A 14,452-nucleotide genomic window follows, 5' to 3' on the forward strand; every position below is an offset into this window, starting at 1 on the left:
GCGGACGATGCGATCGGCGCATGCGACGGGAAGTGTCGAGCCTCGCCGTGGTGGCCCGCTGTCGCCGTCGCGGGGCCCGATCCGGTGGTCACAGCCGCAACCGTCGATTCCACGACCCGCACCGCGTCCATAGAATCGCGCCATGTCCCGCATCCTCGTCTTCCAGCACGTCGCCGCCGAACCGCTGGGCACGCTCGATCCGCTGATCCGGCGCCGCGGCCACCGCATCCGCTTCGTCAACTTCGAGCGCGAACCCGACGCGCAGCCCGACGTCGACCGCTACCGCGGCCTGGTGGTGCTGGGCGGGCCGATGAACGTCGACGAGCAGCACGATCGCCCGCATCTGCGCACCGAACTGCAGGCGATCGAGCGCATGCTCGGCCAGGGCAAGCCGGTGCTCGGGATCTGCCTCGGCGCGCAGTTGCTGGCGCACGCGCTCGGTGCGCCGGTCAAACGCCATCACACGCCCGAAATCGGCTGGTACCGGCTGCAGGCGACCGAGGCCGGCCGCAGCGACCCGGTGCTGGCACCGCTGGGCGAGGAGGCGCCGGTGTTCCAGTGGCACGGCCGCCATTTCGAGATCCCGCGCAGCGCGGTGCACCTGGCGCGCAGCGAGACCTGCGAGCAGCAGGCGTTCCGCTGGGGCGAGAAGGCCTACGGGTTCCAGTTCCACCTGGAGATGGACGAGCCGCTGATCGAACGCTGGCTGGCGACCCCCGGCTACCGCGCCGAGCTCGAGCGCCGCGAGGGCCTGCACGACGAAGCCGCGATCCGCGCCCACACCCGCGAGCACATCGCCACGATGCAGGCCAGCGCCGACGCGGTGTTCAACAACTTCCTCGACCTGGTCGGGCGGCCGCAGCGGCGGGTGGCGCTGCCCTCGCGCGAGTTCGGCGAATAGCCGACGGTCGGCGGTGGACCAGGGCCGACGGGTTGCAGCGGCCCTGGCGCACGGCCTGGTCAAGTCAGGCCGATACGCGGCGCGTCGCGCGCAGGCCCAGCCAGCCCAGGTCGGCGAACACCAGCACCGCTGCCGCCTGCGCCATCACGAAGGCGACCCCGGCCAGGCTGGGCTGCCACGCGCCCCCGAACGCCACCCAGGCGCTCGCCACTACCCAGGCGAAGTTGGTCGCAACCACCGCCGCGATCGCGCCCCGTGGCGGCGATGCCTGTCGCGACAGCCCGTAGACCAGCGCCACGAAGGGCACCAGCACCACGCCCGCGCCGCGCAACAGGCCCGCAGGCAGTTGCAGCACCGGCGCCAGCAGCTCGGCGCCCGCGACCAGCAGCACCGCGGTGGCGCCGGAGGCGATCGCGTCGATCAACAGCACGCGCTTGAGGAAACCGGGATGGGCTGGCAGCTTGCGCAGGTTCATGGCGGGTTCCTCGGTTGGATGGGACGCCGCCATGCTGGGCGCAGCCGGTCATCGAAGCGATTACCCGCGAGGTAGGCGTCCGCTCCGGCGCGAGCGGCTATCGTGGCGGGCATGAACTCGTCCCCTGCCCCCATGCGCAACGTCGGCGAGCAGTTGCGCGACTGGCGCCAGCGCCGTCATCTCTCGCAGCTCGACCTCGCCGGCCTGGCCGACATCTCCTCGCGCCACCTGAGCTTCATCGAGACCGGACGCTCGCTGCCGAGCCGGGCGATGCTGCTGCGCCTGTCCGACCGGCTGGAGGTGCCGTTGCGCGAGCGCAACGCGCTGTTCGTGGCCGCCGGCTACGCGCCGGTCTACAGCGAGCGCCGGATCGACGATCCGTCGCTGCAGGAAGCGCGCAAGGCGATCGAACTGGTGCTGCGCGGGCACGAGCCCTACCCGGCCCTGGCGGTCGACCGGCACTGGCACCTGCAGGCGGCGAACCGCGCGCTGGCGCCGTTGCTCAAGGGCGTCGCGCCGGAGCTGCTGGTGCCGCCGGTCAACGTGCTGCGGCTGAGCCTGCACCCGGAAGGCGTGGCGCCGCGGATCGTCAACCTCGGCCAGTGGCGCGCGCACCTGCTGCACCGCCTGCGCCAGCAGGTCGACGCCACCGGCGATGCGACCCTGTCGGCATTGCACGACGAACTGGCGGCGTATCCGGCGCCCGCCTACGACGAAGCGCCGGATCCGGATGCGGTGGTGGTGCCGATGCGGATGCGCTCGGAAGTCGGCGAGCTGTCGTTCCTCAGCACCACCACGGTGTTCGGCACGCCGGTGGCGGTGACGCTGTCGGAACTGGCGATCGAATCGTTCTTCCCGGCCGATGCGAAGACGGCGAAGGTGCTGCGGACCACCGGGTTCCTGCGCGCGATGGCGACGATCCCGTTCCTGCGGCGCGACGCGCCCTACCGGATCGGCTGAGCCGGCTCCGGCAGCGGCGTCGGCACGCCGTGGCCGTCTGCCGGCGGGAGCGCCGGCCCGGACATCGGCCCAGGCTCCGGCAACGGCTGCGGCGATGGCGCGATGCGCTCGACGACGCCCGCCACTACACCGTCGACGACCCGATCGGCCACTTCGCCGGCCACCGCCGAAGGTTGGACCACGTCCTCGATGCGCTTGCCTCCGAAATCCGGGCCCAGCACGTAGACCAGTTCCGACACCGTCGGCCAGCCCATGTAGGGCGCCGCCAGCCAGTACGCGCCGACCAGCGCCAGCACGAACATCGCGATCTTCAGCAATGCCCCGACCAGCTTGAAGGCCAGGTAGATTCCGATCACCAGCAGCACCAGCCCGATCCAGCTCATGCCGCGAGCTCCTTCGGCGCAACCGCAACATCGCCATCGACCAGCGGCCGCAACGCCGTGTCCAGCGCCACGCGCTCGTCGAACACGAAGCAACGGCCCGCGTAGCCCACGCCGCCGACCGCTTCGAAGTAACCGAGGATCCCGCCGTCGAGCTGCAACACGTGGTCCATGCCGCTGTCGCGCATCCACAGCGCCGCCTTCTCGCAGCGGATGCCGCCGGTGCAGTAGCTGACCACGGTCGCATCGGCGAGCGAATCGCGATGCGGCGCCAGCGCCATCGGCAGGTCGGTGAAGTTGTCGATCGGCAGGGTCAGCGCGCCTTCGAACGCGCCGTGCGCGGTTTCCTCGCGGTTGCGGGTGTCGAGCAGCACCACGCGTCGCCCGGCGTCGTCCACGCCCTGCGCCAGCCAGCGTGCGAGCACGTGCGGGGCGACCGCCGGCGCGCGATCCCCGCGCAGCGGCGAAGCCCCGTCGCGGCGGAAGCTGATGATCTCGCGCTTGGTCTTGACCTTGAGCCGCGCGAACGGCACCGCCGCGCTCCAGCTGTCCTTCACCACGATTCCCGCGAACCGCGCATCGGCACGGAGATGCCCGAGGAAGGTTCCAACCGCCGCATCGGTGCCGGCCAGGAACAGGTTGACGCCCTCGGGCGCGACCAGCACGGTGCCACGGAGTCCACCGGCTTCCGCCCAGGTGCGCACGTCGGCAGCCAGCACCGGCGGGTCGGCGATCTCGACGAAGCGGTAGGCGGCGATATTGCGGATCATGGCCGCATTGTAAGCCGGCCGGTCGAACGGCCCGACACTGCCCTACTCGTGGTGCTCGCGCACGAAGCGGTCGAGCAGCCGCACGCCGAACCCGGACGCGCCTTCGGGCAACAACCGCTCGTAGCCACCGAAGCCATTCAGTTCCAGCGTGCTATCGGCCTTGCCCCGGAATCCTTCCGTCTGCGCCGCGCGATGCAGGGCACCGCCGCTGCGCGCGTCGATGGCCGCAAAGCTTCGCCCTCCGGCAGGCCCTCGCCCACTGCGATCGCGACCGCACCGCCTTCGGGCAGCGCATGCGCGTCGAACGACAGGCTGCGCTGCGCCTGCGCGACGAATGGCCATGCGACGGACAGGCACAGGGAAAACACGAGCGCAAAGAGTGGTCTGGACATCAGACTGCCCCGGAGCGGGAGGGAGGAAGACGCGGAGCACCGAAGGCGGCCCGCATCCGGGACCTTACCGTGCGTGTCCGGTGGCCGGGCATGCCGAAAGTCATGCGCGCGAGGCTGTGCCGCGCCCTGCACGTCCTGCAAGCCACATCAGCAAGGCGCCGACGGCCATCGCGATCGCCACGTTGTGCAACTCGCCGACACCCGCGTGCAGCACCAGCCAGGCGATCACCAGCAGGGCGACGCCCGCCACCCACGTGCCGGCCGGTACCGTGAAGGCGGCGGGTGCCACGCCGACACCTTCGCGCCACCGCAGCACCGGCATCGCCAGGCAGGTGGCGCCGTACGCCAGCAGTCGGGTGATCGTGCTCAGCGCCACCGCGGTGAGGAACGAGCCGGACAAGGTCAGCACCAGCATGCACGCGGCGGTCAGCCCGATCGCAAGGTACGGCGTGTGGTAGCGCGCATGCGTGCGCGCGAACGCGGCCGGCAACTGGCCCCGCTCGGCCATGGCGTAGAGGATGCGCGGCGCCGCCAGCACGAGTCCGTTCAGCGTGCCGGAGATCGACACCACCGCCCCCAGCACGATCACGCCTGCGCCCAGGCTCCCGGCGAAACTCCCGGCGGCATCGGCCAGCGGCGTGGCCGAATCCGCGAGACCGGGCAGCGTGCCGATCGCCACGGCCTGGATCAGCAGGTATAGCGGCACGATCACCGCCATCGACACCAGGATCGCGAACGGCAGCGTGCGCCGCGGTTCGCGCACCTCGCCCGCCGGCACGGTCGCGGTCTCGAAACCGGTGAAGGCGAACACCAGGAGCAGGATCGCGGCGGTGAACTCCATCGGTGCTGGGGTCGAGGCCGGCACGTAGCGCGCCGGCTCGACGAAGAACAGGCCGACCGCGACGAACAGCACCAGCGGCACCAGCTTGCCGACGGTGAACACGTTGGCGACGATCGCCGCGGTGCGCACGCCGCGGATGTTCACCGCCGCGATGACCACGGTCGCCAGCGTGGCCACCGCGACGCGCCCGCCGCCCGAACCCAGCACCGGCCAGGGATGCGCGAGGTAGTCGATCAGCAGGTTGCACAAGGCGGCGAAGGCCGTGACCCGCGTCAGCCACACCAGCCAGCCGACCTGGAATCCCACGAACGGACCGAACGCGGTGCGCGCGTACAGGTACGGCCCGCCGGTGTCGTCGAAGCGGCTGCCGACCTCGGCGAAGCACAACACCACCAGCAGCACCAGTAGCGCGCAGGCGACGTACGCCAGCAGCGCGTACGGCCCCAGCAGCTCGTGCACGCGCGAGGGCAGGCCGAAGATGCCCGCGCCGATCACGGAATTGATGAACAGCGCGACCATGCTGCCCCGTCCGATGCCGCGGACGAGGCCGCCCTGCGCCGTGGACGCCATCGCTCAGCGCCCGATCAGGTAGGCAGGCAGGGCCATCAGCCCGAGCAGCAGCGCGATCGCGACCACGATCACCAGCACGCGCAGCGGTTGCGCGCGCACCAGGTCGGAAAACGTCTCCGCGGTGCCCTCGCGCCTGGCCTGCGCGTGTTCGGCCCGCACCCGCAGCGCACGCTCGCGCTGGTACTCGGCCATCCGCCGCTTCGCCTCGGGCACGTCGTCGTCGCTGCGGACCCAGATGCCACCGGCGGAGATCCCGAGCGGCCCGGGACGGGTTTCGTAGTAGTCGATCCGCGCGGCCTCGAGCAAGGCGCGGACGTCGTCGGCCTCGTCGTCGGGCACGTGGCGCAGGTTGAGCAGCAGTTTCGCCATCGCGGTAGGAGCGCCTTCAGGCGCGAAGCTGGTCGTTCCCTATCATGCACGCCCGTCGCGGATCCTGCACGCCAGGACGGACTCGCACGCCTTGCGGCAACTCGCGCCCGTCGTGAATCGCGTCCGGCCGGATCGTGCCTGACGGCGCTCCTACCGCTTGCTGGTGATTGCACGGCGCAGGTTGTTGCGGGCCCGGCCGTCGAGGCGTTCGTGGAAGAAGTCGCTGAGGTAGATCCGCGGCTTGCCCAGCAGCGACTTGAGGAAGCGGCGACGGTTGAACCGGAACAGCCAGTCGGGCACGTGCCCGCGGTACTCGGCGGCGATGGCGCGATCGTAGGCGTCGAACACGCCCGGCTCGGCGCCGAGGATCGCCATGTCGCAGTCGAGGAAATGGCGGGTGTCGGCGGCGACCGCGGTCTTGCCGAAATCGTGCGGCCCGAACTGTCCGTGGCGCGCGGTGAGCTCGATCAGTTCGGCGACCCGCCGGCGGTCGATGCCCGCGCCGGGCAGCCAGCGCTCGATCTCGTCGACGGCGAACCGCGCCGAACGCGCCTCGTTGTCGCGGCGACCGGCCTCGTAGACCGCGTCGTGGTACAGCACCGCCAGCCGTACCTCGTCCGGCTGCACCCAGCCCGGCCCGGCCGCGACCGCGTCGTAATGACGCAGCACTTCGCGCACGTGTCCGAAGTCGTGGTAGGCGCGCGGCGGCACGGCGTAGGCGGCTTCGAGCGCCTCGAACTGTCCCGGCGGCGGCGCAATCACGGCCGCCGTCAGCCCGGTTGCCAGGGACGCACCACCAGCGCCGCGCCCGCGATCACCAGCAGCGCGCCCAGCACGCGCACGAGGTCGGCCGGGCGCGCCGTGCCGAGCACGCCGAAGTGGTCCAGCACCAGCGAGGACACCACCTGGCCGAGTACGACCAGGCAGATCATCGCTCCCGCGCCGAGCGTGGGCACCAGCCAGGTGGCCGCGAACACGAACACCGCGCCGATCGCGCCGCCGACCCAGATCCAGGCCGGCAGCGCGGCCACCGATACGGTGGGGAGGAACGGCGTGCGTGTGAACGCCAGCACCAGTCCCAGCAGGCAGGTGCCGACCAGGAACGACACGAACGACGCATACAGCGCGCCCTGCGTCAGCGCGCCCAGCCGGGCGTTCACCAGCGCCTGCAGCGGCAGCAGCGCCCCGATCACGACCGCCGCCGCGATGCCCAGCAATGCCCAGCCCTTCATGCCCGTTCGCTCCGGAGATCGTTCGTCGGATGTCGGCCCAGTCTAGTGGGTCGGGCGTGGGAACGCGGCATGCGGGGCGATGCGCGCCTGGGGGCCGATCACGATTCCCCGGGTGCGCTTCGCTTACCCGGGCTACGCGTTCATATCCGCACCCGGCGCTCGCTGCGTAGCCCGGATAAGCGCAGCGCATCCGGGTCGCGCGACTTCCACGCAGACCGAATTCCCGCCTCGCGCGCGCGCCTCCGCGGCGCTGCCGGGCTAGAGGCCGATCGCGGTGGCCCCGGATGCGCTGCGCCTACCCGGACTACGTGTCCGCCTCCGTTCCCGTTGCCGTCGTGATCGCGGCAATCCCGCTTACGAGGCGTGACTGGAACGACGCACGTCGCACCAAATGCAGTCGCGGACCCATGGAACCTGGTGTGACGTCACGTCTCCTGTTGCGTCACGACATGCGGCGGGCACACCATTCGCGATGCAACTAACTGCCCGGCGAATCCCGCCGCACCGTTAGCAGCGCCAGCAGCGTCAGTCCCCCCATCGCCGCCAGGTACCAGCCCACCGACTGCAGGCCGAAGCGCTCCCCGAGCCGCGTGGCGATGTAGGGCGCCGGAGATGCCCCGAGGATCCCGGCGAGGTTGAAGGCCAGCGACGCGCCGGTGTAGCGCACCGCGGTCGGGAACATCTCCGCCAGGATCGTCCCACAGGGGCCGTAGGTCAGGCCCATCGCGCCCAGGCCCAGCCCGAGGAATGCCAGCACGCCCCAGTCGCTGCCGGATTCGAGCAGCGGCGCGAACGCGAATCCGAACGCGATGATCAGCACCGTCGCGGCGAGCATCGCGTTGCGCCGGCCGAACCGGTCGGCATACAGCGCCGCCAGCGGGATGGTGAAGGCGAAGAACAGCACGCCCAGCATCTGCAGCAGCAGGAAATGCTCGCGCGAATAACCGAGCTTCGACGTGCCCCAGCTCAACGCGAACACGGTCATCAGGTAGAACAGCACGAACGTCGCCACCAGCGACAGCATGCCGGCGAGCAGGCGCCCGGGGTGTTCGCGCAGCACGCTCGCCATCGGCAGGCGCACGCGCTCGCCCTGCTCCAGCGCTTTCTGGAAGTCGGGCGTTTCGGTGATCCGCAGCCGCACCCACAGACCCACCAGCACCAGCACCGCGCTGGCGAGGAATGGGATCCGCCAGCCCCAGGCGAGGAACGCCTCGTCGCTCATGAAATGGGTCAGCGCCAGGAACACGCCGGTGGACAGCAGGAACCCGATCGGCGCGCCGAGCTGCGGGAACATGCCGTACCACGCGCGCTTTCCCGGCGGCGCGTTCTCGGTCGCCAGCAGCACCGCCCCGCCCCACTCGCCGCCCAGGCCTACGCCCTGTCCGAGCCGGCACAGCGCCAGCAGCAACGGCGCGGCGACGCCGACCTGAGCGTAGGTCGGCAGCAGGCCGATCACCACGGTGGAGATGCCCATCGTCAGCAGCGCCGCGACCAGGGTCGCCTTGCGTCCGACGCGGTCGCCGAAATGGCCGAACAGCGCCGAACCGAACGGCCTGGCGATGAAGGCCAGGGCGAAGGTGGCGAACGATTGCAGCGTGGCGGATGCCGGATCGCCGGGCGGGAAGAACAGGTGCGGGAACACCAGCACCGCCGCGGTGGCGTAGATGTAGAAATCGAAGAACTCGATCGTGGTGCCGATCAGGCTGGCGAACAGGACCCGACGTTTGTCCGCGCCCGTCGCGGGGCGTGCGGCGTCCGCCGCGGCAGCCACGCTCATCGGCTACGGCCCCCGCCGCCGCCGAGGCCCGTCGTCACTTCTTCCCTTCCGCGGCGACCGGCAATGCGTACTCGACCGCGTAAGGCGGCGGCTCTCCACCCGGTCCCTTCAGGTAGTGGTCCATCCACCGCATCAGCCGCAGCGAGTAGTCGTAGCGCGAGGCCGCACGCGCATTTCCGTGGCCTTCGCCCGGATACAGCACCAGCCGCACCGGCGCCTGCCCGGCGAGCTTGAGATGGCGGTAGAACATGTACGACTGCATCACCGGCACGCGCGGATCGGCCTCGCCGTGCAGGATCAGCGTCGGCGTCTTCGACTGTTGCGCGTAGGTGATCGGGCTGGTCTTGCGGAACAGCTCCGGATCCTCCCAGGGCCAGGTGCCCATGTGCACCAGGTGCTGTTCCCAGGGGATGTCGCCAGTGGTCACCAGGCTCGCCTGGTCGGAGATGCCGACGAACATCACCGAGGCCGCGAAGCGCTCGCTGTAGTACGTCGCGCCCCAGGCGCTGGCATAGCCGCCATAGGACCCGCCGGTGATGCCCACTCTGTCGCGGTCGACCAGGCCGCTGGCGACCAGGTGATCGACGCCATCGACCACGTCGTCGAACTCCTCCATCCCAGGGCGCCCGAACCCCTTCTTCGAGAACTCGACGCCGCGCCCGGTGCTGCTGCGGTAGTTCGGCAGGAACACCGCGTAGCCCTTCGCCGCGGCATGTTGCACCGGCTGCGAATAGGCGCTGAGCCAGCCGTTGACGTAGTGCGACTCCGGCCCGCCATGCACCACCGTGATCAGCGGCACGCGCGCGTTGCCGCGGCGTTCCAGCGGGTGCACCAGCAGGCCCTCGATCTCGAGGCCGTCGCGCGCCGGGTAGCGGATCACTTCCTGGCGCGCCAGGCGCACGTCCGCCAGCCAGGGGTTGCTGTCGGTCAGCCGGCTCGGCGCGGTCGTGCCCGCCGCCAGCAGGAACGCTTCGCTCGGGTGCGCGGGCGTACTGCCCACCAGCGCCAGGTCGCCGCCGCTGGAACGGTCGAACGCGTTCCACACCGGGCCCTGCGCCGACAGCAGCGTGCGCGCATTGCCGCCGTCGACGCCCACCTCGCCCAGCCGCGCATGCACGCCCTCGTGGCTGATGAACTGCAGTGAGCCGGCATCGCGCCATGCGACATCGACCACATGGCCTTCCAGGCCCGGCAGCAGGTCGCGCCAGGCGCCGCCATCGCGGCCGACCACGAACAGTCGGCCCTGCTGTGCGTCGTGCTCGTCCTGCGCGGAGACGAAGGCCAGGTGCGCCCCGTCCGGGCTCCACGAGAGGCCACCGACCTTGCCGGGATTGTCCACGCGGCCCAGTTCCCTGCCCTCGGGCGAGACGATGCGCACACGGGTGAACACCAGGGTGTCGTCGGTCAGTTGCCGACGCGCGACCAGCAGCGCCAGCCTGTCGCCGGCGGGGCTCCACTGCACCGACTGCACGCTGCCCTCGAGCTCGACCAGGTGTGGGGCCGGCGCATCCGCGCCCACGTCCGCGATCCACAGTTGCACGGGACGCCAGTCTTCCTCATGGACCTTCTGGGTGAAGCCCTTCTTCTTCAGTGCCTTGAGCTCGTCGCTCTCGGGCTCGCTGGCCAGCAGCGCGGCGCGCCGGCCATCGGGCGACAGGCTGAAGGCGGTGATGTCGGACTTGAGCGTCGCGACCGCGACCGATTCGCCGCCGTCCACCGGGATGCGGTACAGCCTGCGCGTGTCGTCGCCCTGGCGCTTGGCCAGGTACGCCAGCGAGCGTCCGTCGGGCAGCCAGTCCACCCCCGAGACATTGACCTTGCCGGTGACGAAGCCGCGGCTGGCGCCCTCGCGCGATGCGACGTGCAGTTCGGCCCACGCCGGGCCGTCGTCCCCTTCCCCGATCTGGCGTGGTACCGACAGCACGTAGGCCACGTGCCGCCCGTCCGGACCGATGCTGACCTGGCTCACCGCCCGCAGCTTGGCGATCTGTTCCAGTGTGAGACCGCCGTCGGCAGCGAGAACCGGCGTTGCCAGCGCAAACAACAGCCACAGGCCGACGGCCCGCACGATCGGATGGTGCATCGGGAAATCCCCTCCAGGCATGGTCCGGAAACTTTCGCTTGGCCCGGCCGCAATGGCAAGCGCGGGCGCAGGCTTCAACGCTCGCGCCACGCCCTTGCGACGCGGGCGAACACCTCCGCCAGTTCGCGTGCCACGCGATGCGGCAGCTTCGCCACGATCGCCGGCAGGTCGAGCTGTCCGTCCGGGAACGGCTCGTCCTTCCACGCGAACGCGACGCGGTTGCTCTGGCGCTTTTCCTCCAGCACCCACACCCTGTTCCCGCCGAAACTGCGCTTGAGCTTCTCGACGTGAGCGGCGAAATCGGTCGCGTACAGGTTCCCGGCCATGACGCCGCCCGGCACGAGCGCGTCGCGGCAGTCGTCGTAGAAGCGCTGGCTGGACAACGCCGCGGGAATGCCGCTCTCGTCGTAGCCGTCCACCAGCAGGATGTCGAAACGGCCCCGCCGCTCGCGCACGAACTTCGCGCCGTCTGCGAGCAGCACCTGCAACCGCTCGTCGTCGCGCGGCACCCGGAAGGTACGACGCAAGGCGAGCACGTGCGGGTTGTTCTCGGCCACTTCCAGCCGCGCGTCCGGCAGCCGCCGATGGCAGAACTTGACCTGCGAGCCGCCGCCGAGCCCGACCATGCCGATCGCCGCGGGCTGCGGTCGCCACAACAGGCTGGCCATCATCGTGCGCGTGTAGTCGACCTGCAGGTGCCCGGGTCGGAACGTACGCATCCGGCTCTGCGACACGCCGTCGCCGAACTGGAGGTCGGTGTAGAACCACCCGCGCCGGACCACCGGCTTGCGAGCGGCACCGTCGCCCGATCCGTCCGCAGGTGCCGGGTCCCGTGCGTCGGCGCTTTCGCCCGATCGCCCCTCACCTTCCTCCACCATGCTCCCGTCCGCTCGTCCGCGACGCAGGGCAGACTACCCGATGCGCACGCGACACGCCCCCGGGTGTCGCGCGTTGACATGGCTCCGCGCCGGAAGGGGTCCGCGATTCAACTGGAAGCGGTTACGCCGTCCCGCCCATGAACCGGCCCGATGATCCTCAGAATGCGTTCATCGCGATGGTCAACACTGGTACTGCGCCGACCGAGGTGTCGGCAGGGGCCGCCCCATGACGCACTCCCATCCTTCCCGTCCCATCTTCGCCGCCGCACTGGCGGTCGGCCTCGCGCTGGCCGCGGCCCTGCCCGCCGCGGTGGCACAGGACGCGCGGCGCGACGGCGACGATCCGCGCCAGCCTCGCAGCCACGAGTCTCGCCGCGCCGACGCCCCCTCGCGAGCCGACAATGTCGACCGCGCCCGCGGGCAGGGGCCGCAGGCGCAGCGCGAACGTCCGCGTGCGATGGAACGCGATGATCGACCGCAGTCGCAGCGCAGGGTATCCGCGCAGCCGCAGGCCCGGGAGCGCGTGCCGGGCGACCGTCCCCGCATCGACGCCACCCAACGCCGCGAACCGCAGGGGCAGCGGCAGACGGCGGCGCGCATCGAGGCGGCCGAACGCCAGCGCGAGGTCTCGCGTCAGCGCGAAGACGCGGCACGCCGGCAACAGGCGCAGGCGACGCAGCGCGACCAGCAGCGGCGCAACGAAGAGCGCGTGCAGGAGATGCAGGCCGACCACGGGCGGCGCGATACCGGGGGCGATGCGAGACGGATCCAGTCGGAGCGCGAGCAGGCGCGACGCGACGGCACCCAGGCCCGCGCACTGCGCGAGCGCCAGCAGCGCGAGCGCGCGCAGCTCGGCAGGCGCGATACCGCAGGCCCGGCGCAGCGCTTGCAGCGACCCGACGGCCACGACGCCACCCAGCGCCTCGACCGCGCCCGGCAGGAAGCCCGGATCCAGGCCGATCGCCAGCGCGCCGAGCAGTTCCTGCGCGATCGCGAACGCCAGCATCGTCTTGCCGAACAGCGCAATGCCGCACGCGCGCGCCTGCTGCAGCAACAGCGCCGCACGGCGCAGCACCGTTACCAGCAGCAGTATCACGCCAGGCTGTACGAACAGCAGCGGCGTTGGCGCGCGAGTTCGTACGACTACTGGCGCGATCCGTATTACTCGACCCCGGCCAGCTACCGCTATTCCTACGGTGGCCGCTGGCACCAGACCAACCGCTACGGCGCGGACCTGATGCGGCAGGCCGTCCAGAACGGCTACCGCGAAGGCTTGCGTGCAGGCCGCGCCGACCGCGAGGACGGCTGGCGCTACGACGACCGCGGCAGCTATGGCTACCTGGATGCGAGCTACGGCTACAACGGCCGCTACATCGCACAGGACCAGTACGCGCACTACTTCCGCCAGGGATTCCAGCGCGGCTACGAGGACGGCTACCACGGCCGCTATCGCTACGGCCATCGCGACGAGCGCGGCGACTACGGCGTGCTCGCGGCGGTACTGGGGGTCATCCTAGGGCTGCAGTTGCTGAACTGATCGCAGCGCAAGCCGGGTGCGGCGCGACGACCGCCGCCGCGCGCACCCCATCTCTTCCTTCCCGACAGCGGGCCACGGCTCCCAGGCGCGACGCGAACCTGAACCCGCAGCGCAGCAAACACGCGCGCGCGGCAGGCGTAGACTGAGGCCGGCAGTCGGTGACGGGAGGGACTCGAGATGTTCGCATGGCTTCTTGGTGCGGCCCTCGCTGTCGCGCCAGCGATCGCTCCGCAGCCTGCCGCATTACCGCCGGCCACGGACCCGCTTCCGCCGTCCGCGGAGGAGGTCTTCGCGATTCCGCCCGCCTTGCGACAGGCCCTGCACGAGCAGGTGATCGCGCAGGGCGGCGCATCCCGGCAACAGCGCCTGTCGCGCCTCGTGCGGTTCATGTTCCACCCCGACGGGCTCGGGATGCGTTACCGGCACGACGCCGATTTCACGGTCGCCGAAGCCTGGCAGACGCGCGAAGGCAACTGCCTGAGCTTCACCCTGATGACCATCGCGCTGGCGCGTGCGGCCGGACTCGACGCCTACGGCCAGGAGATCAACCGGACCCTGTCCTGGTACAGCGAGGGCGACACCCTCTACTTCAGCAACCACGTCAATGCCGGCATCCGCATCCACCAGCAACGCTATTCGGTGGACGTCGCCAGCGACAATGTGCTGACCGGCGAGCCGCCGAAACAGGTCCGGGACGATCGCCTGCTGGCGATCCTCCACAGCAACCGGGCCGCATCGCTGCTGGGCAAGGGCAGGCTCGCGGAGGCAGCGGCGTACATGGCCTCCGCGCTGCGCGCGGACAGGGGCTACGCCTCCGCCTGGAACAACGCCGGCGTGCTTGCGCTACGCGAGGGCAGTCCGGAGCTGGCCGAGCAGCACTTCCTGAAGGCCCTCGAGCTGGACGGGGCGCACGACGGCGCGATGCTGAACCTCGCGTCGCTGTACGCAACGCGTGGCGACCGGCAACGCGAACACGAATATCGCAGGCGGATCGAGAAAGCGCGCCAGCGCAACCCGTTCCACTACTTCATGCTCGCGCTCGACGATGAGAAGCAGGGCGACTATGCCGCCGCGGCGCAACATTACCGGCGCGCGATCGGGCTGTACGACGGCGAGCACCGGTTCCATTACGGGCTCGCGCGCGCCTACCTGCACCTGGGCGAGTTCCGCAAGGCCGGGGACGCCCTGCGTCGCGCGCAGTCCCTCGCCACCGAAGGCACCAGCGAACGCTACCAGGCCAAGCTGGACCGGCTGCGACGCAAGGGCCTGTAGGGACGGTTCGAAGCC

At 70.8% G+C, this 14,452-nt stretch carries 15 protein-coding genes; 4 read left to right on the plus strand and 11 right to left on the minus strand.

The genetic code is table 11. The features are described from left to right. Positions 1 to 142: 142 nt before the first annotated feature. On the plus strand, positions 143 to 901 hold the full coding sequence (locus tag JMO03_RS09405) for a type 1 glutamine amidotransferase (RefSeq protein ID WP_202842748.1): 759 nt from the start codon (positions 143 to 145) through the stop codon (positions 899 to 901). Between the two features lie 64 nt (positions 902 to 965). On the opposite strand, the gene JMO03_RS09410 is transcribed toward JMO03_RS09405, so the two are convergent. Continuing rightward, positions 966 to 1,376, minus strand: coding sequence for a hypothetical protein (locus JMO03_RS09410; RefSeq protein WP_202842749.1), 411 nt, complete (start codon positions 1,374 to 1,376; stop codon positions 966 to 968). A 132-nt stretch (positions 1,377 to 1,508) separates the two neighbouring features. On the opposite strand from JMO03_RS09410, the gene JMO03_RS09415 reads away from it, so the two are divergent. After that, a complete protein-coding gene (locus JMO03_RS09415) occupies positions 1,509 to 2,336 on the plus strand; it encodes a helix-turn-helix domain-containing protein (RefSeq protein ID WP_202842750.1) in 828 nt (275 codons plus the stop codon). Here JMO03_RS09415 and JMO03_RS09420 read toward each other — a convergent pair. The 10 genes from JMO03_RS09420 to JMO03_RS09465 all read right to left on the minus strand — a co-directional run bounded on the left by JMO03_RS09420 (position 2,321) and on the right by JMO03_RS09465 (position 11,628). Then, complete coding sequence (locus JMO03_RS09420) at positions 2,321 to 2,719, minus strand: hypothetical protein (protein WP_202842751.1); 399 nt, start codon at positions 2,717 to 2,719, stop codon at positions 2,321 to 2,323. The two genes, JMO03_RS09415 and JMO03_RS09420, sit on opposite strands and share 16 nt — an antisense overlap. Continuing rightward, positions 2,716 to 3,486 carry a sulfurtransferase gene (locus JMO03_RS09425; RefSeq protein ID WP_202842752.1) on the minus strand — a complete coding sequence of 257 codons (771 nt, stop codon included), beginning with the start codon at positions 3,484 to 3,486 and terminating at the stop codon, positions 2,716 to 2,718. Before JMO03_RS09425 ends, JMO03_RS09420 begins: the two co-directional genes overlap by 4 nt. 137 nt (positions 3,487 to 3,623) lie before the next feature. Continuing rightward, a complete protein-coding gene (locus tag JMO03_RS09430; protein WP_202842753.1) occupies positions 3,624 to 3,878 on the minus strand; it encodes a hypothetical protein in 255 nt (84 codons plus the stop codon). A gap of 100 nt (positions 3,879 to 3,978) precedes the next feature. Next, positions 3,979 to 5,289 (minus strand): APC family permease, encoded by a 1,311-nt coding sequence (locus tag JMO03_RS09435; protein WP_202842754.1) that lies wholly within the window; start codon positions 5,287 to 5,289, stop codon positions 3,979 to 3,981. Positions 5,290 to 5,292: 3 nt separating this feature from the next. After that, positions 5,293 to 5,658 carry a DUF6164 family protein gene (locus JMO03_RS09440; protein WP_202842756.1) on the minus strand — a complete coding sequence of 122 codons (366 nt, stop codon included), beginning with the start codon at positions 5,656 to 5,658 and terminating at the stop codon, positions 5,293 to 5,295. 150 nt (positions 5,659 to 5,808) lie between these two features. Continuing rightward, positions 5,809 to 6,432, minus strand: coding sequence for an HD domain-containing protein (locus tag JMO03_RS09445; RefSeq protein WP_202843031.1), 624 nt, complete (start codon positions 6,430 to 6,432; stop codon positions 5,809 to 5,811). Then, positions 6,429 to 6,890, minus strand: coding sequence for a DMT family transporter (locus tag JMO03_RS09450; RefSeq protein ID WP_202842758.1), 462 nt, complete (start codon positions 6,888 to 6,890; stop codon positions 6,429 to 6,431). The genes JMO03_RS09445 and JMO03_RS09450 overlap by 4 nt, the downstream gene beginning before the upstream one ends. A 478-nt stretch (positions 6,891 to 7,368) precedes the next feature. Beyond that, entirely contained in the window at positions 7,369 to 8,661 is a 1,293-nt protein-coding gene (locus tag JMO03_RS09455) for an MFS transporter (RefSeq protein ID WP_425491822.1), read from the minus strand. 40 nt (positions 8,662 to 8,701) lie between these two features. After that, entirely contained in the window at positions 8,702 to 10,750 is a 2,049-nt protein-coding gene (locus JMO03_RS09460) for a S9 family peptidase (protein WP_202842762.1), read from the minus strand. A 74-nt stretch (positions 10,751 to 10,824) separates the two neighbouring features. Beyond that, positions 10,825 to 11,628 (minus strand): fused MFS/spermidine synthase, encoded by an 804-nt coding sequence (locus JMO03_RS09465; RefSeq protein WP_202842764.1) that lies wholly within the window; start codon positions 11,626 to 11,628, stop codon positions 10,825 to 10,827. 226 nt (positions 11,629 to 11,854) lie between these two features. On the opposite strand from JMO03_RS09465, the gene JMO03_RS09470 reads away from it, so the two are divergent. Then, the gene (locus tag JMO03_RS09470) at positions 11,855 to 13,165 is read left to right on the plus strand and encodes a hypothetical protein (protein WP_202842765.1); all 1,311 of its coding nucleotides are present in this window, start codon (positions 11,855 to 11,857) and stop codon (positions 13,163 to 13,165) included. Between the two features lie 306 nt (positions 13,166 to 13,471). Next, positions 13,472 to 14,437, plus strand: coding sequence for a tetratricopeptide repeat protein (locus JMO03_RS09475; protein ID WP_238346045.1), 966 nt, complete (start codon positions 13,472 to 13,474; stop codon positions 14,435 to 14,437). Positions 14,438 to 14,452: the final 15 nt, after the last annotated feature.

This window comes from Luteimonas saliphila, assembly GCF_016774335.1.
Taxonomy (GTDB): Bacteria; Pseudomonadota; Gammaproteobacteria; order Xanthomonadales; family Xanthomonadaceae; genus Luteimonas; species Luteimonas saliphila.

Coding starts and splice junctions, on each gene's coding strand:
- JMO03_RS09405 (WP_202842748.1), top strand. CDS start 143: ATGTCCCGCATCCTCGTCTTCCAGCACGTCGCCGCCGAACCGCTGGGC.
- JMO03_RS09410 (WP_202842749.1), bottom strand. CDS start 1,376: ATGAACCTGCGCAAGCTGCCAGCCCATCCCGGTTTCCTCAAGCGCGTG.
- JMO03_RS09415 (WP_202842750.1), top strand. CDS start 1,509: ATGCGCAACGTCGGCGAGCAGTTGCGCGACTGGCGCCAGCGCCGTCAT.
- JMO03_RS09420 (WP_202842751.1), bottom strand. CDS start 2,719: ATGAGCTGGATCGGGCTGGTGCTGCTGGTGATCGGAATCTACCTGGCC.
- JMO03_RS09425 (WP_202842752.1), bottom strand. CDS start 3,486: ATGATCCGCAATATCGCCGCCTACCGCTTCGTCGAGATCGCCGACCCG.
- JMO03_RS09430 (WP_202842753.1), bottom strand. CDS start 3,878: ATGTCCAGACCACTCTTTGCGCTCGTGTTTTCCCTGTGCCTGTCCGTC.
- JMO03_RS09435 (WP_202842754.1), bottom strand. CDS start 5,289: ATGGCGTCCACGGCGCAGGGCGGCCTCGTCCGCGGCATCGGACGGGGC.
- JMO03_RS09440 (WP_202842756.1), bottom strand. CDS start 5,658: ATGGCGAAACTGCTGCTCAACCTGCGCCACGTGCCCGACGACGAGGCC.
- JMO03_RS09450 (WP_202842758.1), bottom strand. CDS start 6,890: ATGAAGGGCTGGGCATTGCTGGGCATCGCGGCGGCGGTCGTGATCGGG.
- JMO03_RS09460 (WP_202842762.1), bottom strand. CDS start 10,750: ATGCACCATCCGATCGTGCGGGCCGTCGGCCTGTGGCTGTTGTTTGCG.
- JMO03_RS09465 (WP_202842764.1), bottom strand. CDS start 11,628: ATGGTGGAGGAAGGTGAGGGGCGATCGGGCGAAAGCGCCGACGCACGG.
- JMO03_RS09470 (WP_202842765.1), top strand. CDS start 11,855: ATGACGCACTCCCATCCTTCCCGTCCCATCTTCGCCGCCGCACTGGCG.